Here is an 11876-nt window from a genome sequence, read left to right on the forward strand (position 1 = left end):
ATCGGACGCCTCGCGCAGATCACCTGCAGAACGGACGAGGACCTGCAGATCAGACGAGGACCTGCACAACGGACGAGGGCCTGCAGATCAGGCGAGGACCTGCAGAACGGGCGAGGACCTGCAGATCGGACGAGGACCTGCAGAGCGGACGAGGGTCAGCCCGGCAGGACGGCGCGGCTCGAGAGGCCCGCGCGGGCGGCGCGGGTGTACGCGGCGGGGAGCGCCGCCAGCAGGGCGTCGACGTCGGCGTCGGCGGTGGTCCAGCCGAGCGTCATCCGGAGCACGCCGCGCGCCTCGTCCTCGCTGCGGCCGAGGGCCAGCACCACGTGCGAGGGCTCGGGGATGCCCGCGGTGCAGGCCGAGCCGGTCGACACGGACACGCCCGCCATGTCGAGGAGGAAGAGGAGGGAGTCGCCCTGCGCGCCCGGGAAGGCGATGTGTGCGTTGCTCGCGACGCGGCGGCCCGAGTCGACGGCCGGTCCGGTGAGCGTCGCGCCCGGCACCGTCGCCAGGATCCCCGCGACGAGCCGGTCGCGGAGGGCTGCGAGCCGGAGCGCCTCCGCGGGCAGCTCCGCGACCGCCTCCGTCACGGCCGCCGCGAACGCCGCAGCGCCGGGGACGTCCTGCGTGCCCGAGCGGACCCCGCGCTGCTGCCCGCCGCCGTGCAGGACCGGGACGACCCGGGCGTCGCGCGCGAGCATCAGCGCGCCGGTCGCGATCGGGCCGCCGACCTTGTGCCCCGAGACGCTGACCGCGACGAGTCCCGCGCCGTCGCGGGAGCCGGAGGCGCGCCGCACCTCCGCGATCTCGAGCGGCACGTGGCCGAGCGCCGCGACCGCGTCGAGGTGCAGCGGCACACCGGCGCGCGCGCAGACCGCGGCCAGCTCGACGACCGGCGCGATCGTGCCGATCTCGTTGTTCACCCACAGCGCGCTGACGAGCGCGACGGAGTCCGGATCCGCGGCGAGCCCCGCCTCGAGCGTCTCGGGTCGCAGGGTCCCCTCCGCGTCGAGCTCGAGCCACTCGATCTGTGCGCCCTCGTGCGCGGCGAGCCACTCGACGGTGTCGATCGTGGCGTGGTGCTCGCCGCCGGGCACGAGGATGCGCGTGCGCCCGGAGGACTCCGCACGCCGCTGCCAGTAGAGGCCCTTGAGGCCCAGGTTGATCGCCTCGGTGCCGCCCGCGGTGAGGATCACCTCGATCGGCTCGCAGCCGAGGGCGAGGGCGATCGCCGAGCGGGCGTCCTCCAGGCGGCGCCGCGCCTCCTGGCCGGTGCCGTGCACGGAGGACGGGTTGCCGGGCCGCGCGGACGCCTCGGCGAAGGCGGCGAGCGCCGAGGCCCGGAGCGGGGTGGTCGCGGCGTGATCGAGATAGATCATGGCGTCCTCCGTCCCGCGTCCGGGGTGCGGAGCAGGTCTCCGGCCCCTCACTACTGTAGGTCGCATGCAGACACGCGACTCCCTGGACCGACTCGGAGTCACCGTGGACGCGGAGGGCGGCGAGCTGCGGGTCTGGTCGGAGCACGCGAGCGCGATCGACCTGCTGCTCTACGACGAGAAGGACCCGAGCTGGGTCACCCGCACGGTCCCCCTGACGCGCGGTGACGGCGCTGTCTGGTCCGCCCGTGCGGCCCAGCTCACCGTCGGCCGCCGCTACGCGATCAAGGTGGACGGACCCGCCGGGGTCCCGGGCCGCTTCGATCCGCGGGTCCCCCTGCTCGAGCCGTACTCGCGCGGTCTGCACCGCGTCGCCGAGAACGAGTGGCGCTCGGTGGTCGTCGACGACTCGTTCGACTGGGGCACCTCGGTGAAGCCGCGCACGCCGCTGGACCGCACCGTGCTGTACGAGGCTCACGTGAAGGGCCTGACCAAGCTCAATCCCGCGCTGCCGGTCGAGCTGCGGGGCAGCTACGCCGGCCTCGCGCACGAGTCGACCGTCTCGTCGCTCCTCGAGCTCGGCGTGACCGCGGTCGAGCTCCTCCCCGTGCACGCCTTCGTCTCGGAGCAGCGCCTGCTGCGCCAGGGCCTCACCAACTACTGGGGATATAACACCTTAAACTTCTTCAGCCCGCACGCCGCGTACGCCTCCCCCGCCGCCCAGCGCGGCGGGCCGACGGCGGTGCTGCGCGAGTTCAAGGGCATGGTCAAGCTGCTGCACGAGGCCGGGCTCGAGGTGATCCTCGACGTCGTCTACAACCACACCGCCGAGGAGGGCCCGAACGGTCCGCGCTCGAGCCTGCGCGGCATCGACGACGCGTCGTACTACCGCCAGAGCGACGAGGGCCACTACATCGACGTGACCGGCTGCGGCAACACGATCGACTTCGGCCGGCCGGTCGCGCAGCGGCTCGTGCTCGACTCGCTCCGCTACTGGTCCCAGGAGGTCGGCGTCGACGGCTTCCGACTCGACCTGGCCGCGACGCTCGGCCGCGACGAGATCGCGCACTTCCAGCGCGATCACCCGCTGCTGCGCGCGGCCGTGGAGGACCCGGCCCTCGCGGACGTGAAGATGATCGCCGAGCCGTGGGACGTGGGGATGGGCGGCTGGCAGACCGGCAACTTCCCGGACGGCTGGTCGGAGTGGAACGACCGCTACCGCGACCGCGCCCGCAACTTCTGGCTCTCGGACATCGACTACGCCCGCCGCGCGGGCACGGCCCCGGTGGGGATCGGCGGCTTCGCGACCCGGCTCTCCGGCTCGTCGAACACGTTCTCGCTCGAGCGCGGTCCGCTGGCGTCGGTCAACTTCGTGACGGCGCACGACGGCTTCACCCTGGCAGATCTGGTCTCGTACAACGTCAAGCACAACATCGGCAACGGCGAGTCGAACCGCGACGGCGCCGACACCAACCGCTCGTTCAATCACGGCTTCGAGGGGCCGACCGCCGACGAGAGAATCGACCGCGACCGGCAGAAGGCCATGCGCAACCTGCTCGGGACGCTCCTCCTCTCCGCCGGCGTGCCGATGATCACCGCCGGCGACGAGTTCGGCCGCAGTCAGCGCGGCAACAACAACGCCTACTGCCAGGACTCGGACCTCACCTGGCTGCGCTGGGACGGGCGAAGCGACCGGCAGCTCGAGCTGCGCGAGCACGCGAGGACGCTGATCCGGCTCCGCCGCGAGCACCCGGCACTGCGGCCCTCGCGCTACGGCCGCGGAGGAGCGGTGACGCCGGGCGCCACGAGCATGCAGTGGTTCGACGCGCACGGGCGGACGATGTCCGAGCACGACTGGGCCTCGGCGGAGAACCGCACGCTGCAGTACCTGGCGGCGTCCACCCCGGAGACGGAGGAGTTCGACCGCGTCCTGCTGATCGTGCACGGGGTCGAGGCGGACACGTCGGTCGTTCTCGCCGAGAGCGCGGGCGTCACGGGCTACACCCGGCTGTGGAGCAGCGAGGAGGCGGTGCCGCTCGAGCACGGCGAGTCGTTCGAGCCGGGCCAGGTCGTCCGCGTCGCCGGGACCTCGATGCAGCTCTTCGCCGCGCACGGCCCGCGCCCGGCCGCCGCGTCCTGATGGCGGGAGGGCCGGGGACGCCGGCGACGCTCGCCCTCGCCGCGGCGGGGATCGCGTTCGCGCCCCGCGAGTACCGGCACGATCCCGGAGCCGCGAGCTACGGCGCGGAGGCCGCCGAGGCGCTCGGTGTCGAGCCCGAGCGGGTCTTCAAGACGCTGCTGGTCGACGTCGACGGCGAGCTGGTCGTGGGAGTGGTGCCGGTCACCGGGTCGCTGGGGCTGAAGGAGCTCGCGGCGGCGGTCGGCGGCAAGCGCGCGGCGATGGCCGATCCCGCCCTCGCGCAGCGGCGCACCGGCTACGTGCTCGGCGGCATCTCGCCGATCGGGCAGAAGACGCGGCACCGGACCGTGGTCGACGAGACGGCGGAGCTCTACGACACCGTGCTCGTCTCCGGCGGGCGGCGCGGCTTCGACATCGAGCTCTCCCCCGCCGACCTCGTGCGCGCGACGGACGCGCTGCTCGCCGACATCGCGCGCTGACGGCGGGCGGGTCTCGACGCGCGCTGCGCGCTGCTCGACCGATGTCGGGGCGCCGTGCGCGCCCCTCCAGGCGATGGAGCGCGTGCGCGCCCCTTATTGCCGTGAAGTGCGTGCGCGGCCCTTCGTGCTGATCGAGTAGCCCGCGCAGCGGGCGTATCGAGATCCACCGTTCTGCAGGAGGTGGGTCTCGATACGCGCTGCGCGCTACTCGACCAGCATGCAGAGGCGCTGCGCTGCTCGGCCGCGGGTGAACGCGGTGCCGCCGCGTCAGCCGGCGGCCGCGACCAGGCCGAGCTCGGCCGAGCGGGCGAGCAGCGGGTGGCGCGGCACGACGCGCACCGTGTAGCCGAAGGAGCCGCTGCGGTCGAGGACGATCTCGCCCGCGTAGGGCACCCGGCCGACCGCGTCGGCGGGCACCACCGCGCCCGACTCCTCCGTGACCTCGAGCTCGTGCAGGCGGACGTCGACGAGCGAGCCGTCCGCGGCCGTCGTGCCCGAGACCACCTGCACGGTGACGTCGTCCGGCGAGAGCTCGCCCAGCCGGACGCCCGCGCGCAGCGCGAGGCGGTCGCCGCGCTGGGGCACCGCGTCGATCCCGCCGGACTCGACCGAGGCGACGGCCACGCCCGCCCAGCCCGCGCGCACCCGCCGCTTCCACGCCGAGAGCTCCTTCGCCGGCTCGAAGTGGTCGGCCGAGATCTCCCGGCCGGCCTCCGCGGCGGGCTGGTACAGCGCCTCCACGTACTGGCGCACCATCCGCTCCGCCGACAGCTCCGGCGAGAGCGTTGCGAGCGTGTGCCGGATCGAGCGCACCCAGCGGCGCGGCACGCCGTCGTGATCGCGTGCGTAGTAGCGCGGGACGACCTCGCTCTCGAGCAGCTCGTAGAGCGCGTCGGCCTCGAGCGTGTCGCGCGACTCCGGGTCGAGGTCGCGGTCGGAGGACGGGATCGCCCAGCCGTTCTCGCCGTCGAAGTACTCGTTCCACCAGCCGTCGAGGATCGAGAGGTTGAGCGAGCCGTTCAGCGCGGCCTTCATCCCCGAGGTGCCGCACGCCTCGAGCGGGCGCAGCGGGTTGTTCAGCCAGACGTCGGTGCCCGGGTAGAGCAGCTGCGCCATCGCGATGTCATAGTCGGGCAGGAAGACGATCCGCCGGCGCACGTCCGGCTCCTGAGCGAAGCGGACCAGCCTCTGGATGAGCCGCTTCCCCTCCTCGTCCGCGGGGTGAGACTTGCCGGCGATGACGATCTGGATCGGGTGCTCGGGGTGCGTGAGCAGCGCGCGCAGGCGCTCGGGGTCGTGCAGCATCAGCGTGAGCCGCTTGTAGGTGGGCACCCGCCGGGCGAAGCCGATCGTCAGGACGTCCGGGTCGAGCAGCTCGTCGAGCCACGCCGGGGTCAGGCCGCCCGGGTTCTGCTCGCGCCAGGAGCGCGCGGCTCGGGTCCGGGCGTCGCGGACCAGCTGCTCGCGCATCGAGCGCCGCGCCTGCCAGAGGTCGCCGTCGCTCAGCGCGCCCGAGGCCCAGTCGGCCCGGGTGGTGTCGTCGGTGCCGAGCCGGTCGCGGGCGAGGTCGCGCAGGATCGGATCCGTCCAGGTCGCCGCGTGCACGCCGTTCGTGACCGAGCCGATCGGCACCTCCGCCGTGTCGAAGCCCGGCCAGAGACCGGAGAACATCGAGCGGCTGACGTCGCCGTGCAGCTTCGAGACGCCGTTGGAGCGCTGGGCGAGCCGCAGCCCCATGTAGGCCATGTTGAAGACGTCGCCCGCACCGCCGGAGGGCGACTCCGAGCCGAGCGCCAGCACGTCCTCGATCTGCACGCCGGGCAGCAGCTCGGTGGTGAAGTACTGCTCGATCATCCCGCGGTCGAAGCGGTCGATCCCCGCCGGCACCGGCGTGTGCGTGGTGAACACGGTGCTGGCGCGGACGACCTGCAGCGCCTGGTCGAAGTCGAGACCGGAGCCGATCAGCCCGGAGATCCGCTCGAGGCCCTGGAAGCCCGCGTGCCCCTCGTTGGTGTGGAACACCTCCGGCAGCGGCGTGCCCGAGACCTCGGCCCACAGCTCGAGGGCCCGCACGCCGCCGATCCCCAGCAGCAGCTCCTGCAGGAGCCGGTGCTCGCCGCCGCCCCCGTAGAGCCGGTCGGTGACGCTCCGCAGGGCGTCCTCGTTCTCGCGCACGTCCGTGTCGAGGAGCAGCAGGGTCACCCGGCCGACCTCCGCCCGCCAGACCCGGGCGTACAGCGCGCGCCCGTCGGGCAGGGCGAGCACGATGCGGGCCGCGGAGCCGTCGGCCATCCGCACCATCCGCAGCGGCAGCCCGTCCGGGTCGAGCGAGGGATAGGACTCGAGCTGCCAGCCGTCGGCCGAGAGCCCCTGGGCGAAGTAGCCCGAGCGGTAGAACAGGCCCACGCCGGTGAGCGGGACGCCGAGGTCCGAGGAGGCCTTGAGGTGATCGCCGGCGAGGATGCCGAGGCCGCCGGAGTACTGCGGGAGCGCGGCGGCGATGCCGAACTCGGGCGAGAAGTAGGCGATCGAGCGCGGCGCCGACTCGGGCAGCGACTGGTACCAGCGCGGCTCGGTGCGGTAGCGCTCCAGCTCGTCGCGCAGCCGCCAGGCGTCGTCGACGAAGCCCTGGTCGCGGGCCAGCTCGGCGAGCCGCTCGGGCGCGATCGCGCCGAGGAGGGCGGTCGGATCGCCCTTGCCGCGGCGCCACAGCTCGGGATCGGCCCGCTCGAACAGGCGCCGGGTCGGCTCGTGCCAGGCCCAGCGCAGGTTGCCCGCCAGCTCGCCGAGCGCGGACAGCTCGGGCGGGAGGACGGATCGGACGGTGAAGCGGCGGATGGCCTTCACGGCACTCCTCGACTCTCTGCTCATCGCGACGACCTGCTGATCTCGACGACCTGCCGGGGCGCGCTCGGACACTGTAGCCGAGTGCCTGCGAGCGCCGGCGACGGTGGCGCGGGCGCCTTTTGCACAGGCGCGCGCGGCTCCGCAACCGGCGTGCCAAAGGCACCGGCGGTCGCTACTGTCGTGACGTGGCTATGACACCTTTCGGCAAGGCTTCGCAGGGCAAGGACGCACGACGAGCGGCTCGGGGAGGTGCGGCCCGGGACGAGACACCGGCGGAGCAGACTCCGCCGAGTCCGGCTCCGGCGGCCGAGGCTCCCGCGGCCCCCGCCTCCCAGGACTCCGCGGCTCCCGCGACGGCCGCGCAGGCGCCCGTCGCTCCGGGCTCGGCGGCGCAGTCGCCCGACGCTCCGGCTCCGGCCGCCGAGCAGTCGGCTCCCACCGGCTCCGGCTACCGGGTGCGCGCCGAGCGCATCCCGATCATCGACCCGCAGCCCAGGCTCGAGGACGACCGCTGGCCGGCCAAGGCCTTCGTCGGCGAGGTCGTCCCGTTCGCGGCGACCGCGTTCCGCGAGGGACACGACCTCATCGGCGTCGACCTGCTGCTGACCTCCCCCGCCGGCGCCGAGTCGGAGCACCGAATGGCGCTCATCGCCACCGGCACCGACCGCTACGGGCGCCTCGTCCTCCTCGACGACGAGGGCGACTGGACCTACCGGATCCGCGCGTTCGCCGACGACTGGGCGACCTGGCTGCACACCGCCGAGGTGAAGATCCCCGCGAGTCTGGACATCGCCGTCACCTTCGCGATCGGCGAGGGCCTCCTCCGCACCGCGGCCGAGCAGGACAGCCGCTCGGACGCCGAGCGCTCCCTGCTGACCGACGCGGCCGCCACCGTGGCCGACGAGTCGCTCTCCCCCGAGGCGCGCCTCGCCGCCGCCGAGGACCCGGCCGTGCACGGCGCCTTCACCGCCCGCCCGGTGATGAGCCTCGCGAGCGTCTCCGAGCCGCGCACCGTCCACGTCGAGCGCACCCGCGCCGGCGTCGGCGCCTGGTACGAGTTCTTCCCCCGGTCCGAGGGAGCCGTCCGCCACGAGGACGGCACCGTCACCTCGGGCTCGTTCCGCACCGCGATCGACCGGCTCCCGGCCGTCGCCGCGATGGGCTTCGACGTGCTCTACCTCCCGCCGATCCACCCGATCGGCCGCAACTTCCGCAAGGGCCCGAACAACACGCTGAACGCCGGACCGGGCGACCCCGGATCGCCGTGGGCGATCGGCGCACCCGAGGGCGGGCACGACGCGATCCACCCCGACCTCGGCACGGTGGAGGACTTCACCGCCTTCCACGACGCGGTCACCGCCGCGGGTCTCGAGCTCGCGCTCGACTTCGCACTGCAGGCCTCGCCCGACCACCCCTGGGTGACCAGCCACCCGGAGTGGTTCACGACGCTCCCCGACGGCTCGATCGCGTACGCGGAGAACCCGCCGAAGAAGTACCAGGACATCTACCCGATCAACTTCGACAACGATCCGGAGGGCATCCGCCAGGAGGCGCTGCGGGTCCTCCGCTACTGGATCTCGCTCGGCGTGAAGATCTTCCGCGTCGACAACCCGCACACGAAGCCGCTCGACTTCTGGGAGTGGATCATCCACGAGGTCAACGCCGAGAACCCCGAGGTCGTCTTCCTGGCGGAGGCGTTCACCCGCCCGGCGATCATGCGCGCGCTCGGCAAGGTCGGCTTCCAGCAGTCCTACTCGTACTTCACCTGGCGCAACACGAAGGAGGAGCTCGAGGAGTTCTTCACGAGCATCTCGCACGAGACGGCCGACTACATGCGGCCGAACCTGTTCGTGAACACGCCCGACATCCTCACCGAGTACCTCCAGTACGGCGGCCGCGCCGCGTACAAGGTGCGCGCCGCGCTCGCCGCGACGGCCTCGCCGCTCTGGGGCGTCTACGCCGGCTACGAGCTGATCGAGAACGTCGCGCGCCCGGGCGCCGAGGAGAACATCGACAACGAGAAGTTCGAGTACAAGACCCGCGACTGGGCCGCGGCGGACGAGTCCGGCGCGACGATCGCCCCCTACATCACGCGGCTCAACGAGATCCGCCGGGCGCACCCGGCCCTCGTGCAGCGCCGCAACCTCCAGGTGCAGGGCAGCGACGACGACGCGATCATCGTCTACTCCAAGCACCTCGACCGCGCCTTCACGGGCACCGGAGCGGACGACACCCTCCTCGTCGTGGTCAACACCGACCCGCACTCGGCCCGCGAGACGACGGTGCACATCGATCTGCCGTCGCTCGGCCTGGACTGGAGCGCGACCTACGAGGTCGAGGACCTGATCACCGGCGCCGTCTGGACCTGGGGCAGCGACAACTACGTGCGGCTCGACTCCTTCGTCGAGCCCGTGCACATCCTGAGCGTGAAGGCGGACGGACGATGACGGTTCCCGAGGACAAGAACGAGGGCATGCGCCCGGCGGAGACCGTGCGACCCGCGGACGCCGCTGCTCCCGCCGAGCACCCCGTGCCCGCGGAGAGCGGGAGCCCGGCCGAGTCGGCGGGCGTCGAGCCGCGCGTGGAGACCGTCGTCACCACGGGCACGAGCTCGGCGACGACGACCGGAGCACACGCGGCGGAGCCGGTGACTCCGGAGCCCGCGCCGCTCCTGCCGCCCGAGCCCGTCGCTCCGGTCGACTCCCCCGCCGCCCCGGCGGAGGACTCCGTCGTCGACGCGCTGCCCGAGTTCCCCGAGTGGGTCCTCCAGCAGCTCGCGACCGGCAGCAACGCCCTCCCGCACGACGTCCTCGGCCAGCACCCGCTCCCCGGCGGCGGCGCCGTCGTGCGCGTCCGCCGCCCGCTCGCCGACGCCGTGACGGCCGTCCTCGCGGGCGGTGTCCGCGTCGAGCTGGAGCACCTCCACGACGGCATCTGGCAGGGCGTCCACGACGAGGATCCGCAGGCGTACACCGTCGAGGCGCACTACGGCGACGGCTCCACCTGGAGCGCCGAGGACCCGTACCGCTTCTCCAAGACCGTCGGCGACTTCGACCTCTACCTGATCGGCGAGGGCCGGCACGAGCGCCTCTGGGAGGCGCTCGGTGCGCGGCACCGCGAGCACGAGGGCGTCTGGGGCACCTCGTTCGCCGTCTGGGCCCCGCACGCTCAGGCCGTCCGCGTCGTCGGCGACTTCAACGACTGGAACGGCGAGGGCCACGCCCTGCGCAATCTCGGCGTCACCGGCGTCTGGGAGATCTTCCTCCCCGGTGTCGAGCCCGGCGCGTCCTACAAGTTCGACCTGCTCTCGCGGGACGGCCAGTGGGTGCGCAAGGCCGACCCGATGGCGCGCGCGACCGAGGTGCCGCCCGCGACCGCCTCGCGCGTCGCCGTCTCGCACCACCGGTGGGACGACACCGCGTGGATGGAGAAGCGCGCGAGCGTCGACCCGCACGTCCAGCCGATCAGCGTCTACGAGATGCACCTCGGCTCCTGGAAGCCCGGTCTCGGCTATCGCGACCTCGCGGATCCGCTGATCGAGTACGTCACCGCGCTCGGCTTCACGCACGTGGAGTTCATGCCGCTCGCCGAGCACCCGTTCGGCGGCTCCTGGGGCTACCAGGTGACCGGCTACTACGCCGCGTCGAGCCGCTTCGGCACCGCCGACGACCTCAAGTACCTGATCGACCGGCTGCACCAGGCCGGCATCGGCGTCCTCGTCGACTGGGTGCCCGGGCACTTCCCGAAGGACGACTTCGCCCTCGCCCGCTTCGACGGCGAGCCGCTCTACGAGCACCCGGACTGGCGCCGCGGCGAGCAGATGGACTGGGGCACGTACGTCTTCGACTTCGGGCACACCCAGGTCCGCAACTTCCTCGTCGCGAACGCGCTGTTCTGGCTCGAGGAGTTCCACGTCGACGGACTTCGCGTGGACGCCGTCGCGTCGATGCTCTACCTCGACTACTCCCGCAAGGAGGGCGAGTGGCTGCCGAACCAGTACGGCGGCCGCGAGCACCTCGAGGCGATCAGCTTCCTGCAGGAGGTGAACGCCACCGCCTACAAGCTCAACCCCGGCATCATGATGATCGCCGAGGAGTCCACCAGCTGGCCCGGCGTCACCCAGCCCACCGTCTCCGGCGGGCTCGGCTTCGGGCTCAAGTGGAACATGGGCTGGATGAACGACTCGCTGCGCTACATGGCGAACGACCCGCTCTGGCGCCAGTACCACCTGGGCGAGATCACCTTCTCCTTCGTCTACGCGTTCAGCGAGCAGTTCGTCCTGCCGATCAGCCACGACGAGGTCGTGCACGGCAAGGGCTCGCTGGTGCAGAAGATGCCGGGCGACCACTGGCAGCAGCTGGCGAACGTCCGGGCCTACCTCGCCTTCATGTGGGCGCACCCGGGCAAGCAGCTGCTCTTCATGGGCCAGGAGTTCGGGCAGTACTCGGAGTGGTCCGAGGAGCGCGGGCTGGACTGGTGGATCCTCGACCAGCCGAGCCACCGCGGCCTGTGGAGCCTCGTCGGCGAGCTGAATCGCGTCTACCGCGAGGTCCCGTCGCTGAACGAGCTCGACAACGACCAGGCCGGCTTCGAGTGGATCGACGGCGGGGCCGCGGCGCCGAACGTCATCTCCTTCCTCCGCAAGGACAAGGCCGGTCGCTCGGTCGCCGTGATCGTCAACTTCTCCGGCTCGCCGGTGCACGCCTACCGCGTCGGCCTCCCCGAGGCGGGCCGCTGGGAGGAGCTGCTGAACACGGACGCCGAGATCTACGGCGGCTCCGGTATCGGCAACTTCGGCGCCGTCGAGGCACGCGACGAGCCGTGGGCGGGCCGCCCCGCCTCGGCGGAGCTCATCCTGCCCCCACTCGGCGCCCTCTACCTGCGCCACCAGGACTGACCCCGCTGCACGCCCGAAGGCGGGCGGAGCGGACGCGACAGGCGTCCCTCCGCCCGCCTTTCCCGTGCGCCCGGGAGCCCCGGCCATGCTGATCGAGTAGCCCGCAGAGCGGGCGTATCGAGATCCACCGGAGCAGA

Annotated in this window: 6 protein-coding genes; 4 read left to right on the forward strand and 2 right to left on the reverse strand. The window is 72.7% G+C overall.

Annotated elements, in window-relative coordinates:
• Positions 1 to 155: 155 nt before the first annotated feature.
• Positions 156 to 1379, reverse strand: coding sequence for a cysteine desulfurase family protein (locus HQQ82_RS02430; RefSeq protein ID WP_173231490.1), 1224 nt, complete (start codon positions 1377 to 1379; stop codon positions 156 to 158).
• Positions 1380 to 1443: 64 nt separating this feature from the next.
• Between HQQ82_RS02430 and glgX the strand changes: the two genes are divergently transcribed.
• Both glgX and ybaK read left to right on the forward strand, forming a co-directional pair.
• Entirely contained in the window at positions 1444 to 3516 is a 2073-nt protein-coding gene (glgX, locus tag HQQ82_RS02435) for a glycogen debranching protein GlgX (protein ID WP_173231491.1), read from the forward strand.
• Positions 3516 to 3995, forward strand: coding sequence for a Cys-tRNA(Pro) deacylase (gene ybaK, locus HQQ82_RS02440; RefSeq protein WP_173231492.1), 480 nt, complete (start codon positions 3516 to 3518; stop codon positions 3993 to 3995). The genes glgX and ybaK overlap by 1 nt, the downstream gene beginning before the upstream one ends.
• Positions 3996 to 4262: 267 nt before the next feature.
• Here ybaK and glgP read toward each other — a convergent pair whose 3' ends face one another.
• Positions 4263 to 6842 (reverse strand): alpha-glucan family phosphorylase, encoded by a 2580-nt coding sequence (gene glgP / locus HQQ82_RS02445; RefSeq protein ID WP_173231493.1) that lies wholly within the window; start codon positions 6840 to 6842, stop codon positions 4263 to 4265.
• Positions 6843 to 7033: 191 nt separating this feature from the next.
• On the opposite strand from glgP, the gene HQQ82_RS02450 reads away from it, so the two are divergent.
• Positions 7034 to 9289: an alpha-1,4-glucan--maltose-1-phosphate maltosyltransferase gene (locus tag HQQ82_RS02450; protein WP_173232291.1), complete on the forward strand. Its 2256-nt coding sequence runs from the start codon at positions 7034 to 7036 to the stop codon at positions 9287 to 9289.
• Positions 9286 to 11739: a 1,4-alpha-glucan branching protein GlgB gene (gene glgB / locus HQQ82_RS02455; protein WP_254071165.1), complete on the forward strand. Its 2454-nt coding sequence runs from the start codon at positions 9286 to 9288 to the stop codon at positions 11737 to 11739. The genes HQQ82_RS02450 and glgB overlap by 4 nt, the downstream gene beginning before the upstream one ends.
• Positions 11740 to 11876: the final 137 nt, after the last annotated feature.

Origin of the sequence: Rathayibacter sp. VKM Ac-2856 (genome assembly GCF_013205055.1) — a bacterium.
In the GTDB taxonomy this organism is placed as follows: domain Bacteria; phylum Actinomycetota; class Actinomycetes; order Actinomycetales; family Microbacteriaceae; genus Rathayibacter.

Coding starts and splice junctions, on each gene's coding strand:
- glgB (WP_254071165.1), top strand. CDS start 9,286: ATGACGGTTCCCGAGGACAAGAACGAGGGCATGCGCCCGGCGGAGACC.
- HQQ82_RS02450 (WP_173232291.1), top strand. CDS start 7,034: ATGACACCTTTCGGCAAGGCTTCGCAGGGCAAGGACGCACGACGAGCG.
- ybaK (WP_173231492.1), top strand. CDS start 3,516: ATGGCGGGAGGGCCGGGGACGCCGGCGACGCTCGCCCTCGCCGCGGCG.
- glgX (WP_173231491.1), top strand. CDS start 1,444: ATGCAGACACGCGACTCCCTGGACCGACTCGGAGTCACCGTGGACGCG.
- HQQ82_RS02430 (WP_173231490.1), bottom strand. CDS start 1,379: ATGATCTATCTCGATCACGCCGCGACCACCCCGCTCCGGGCCTCGGCG.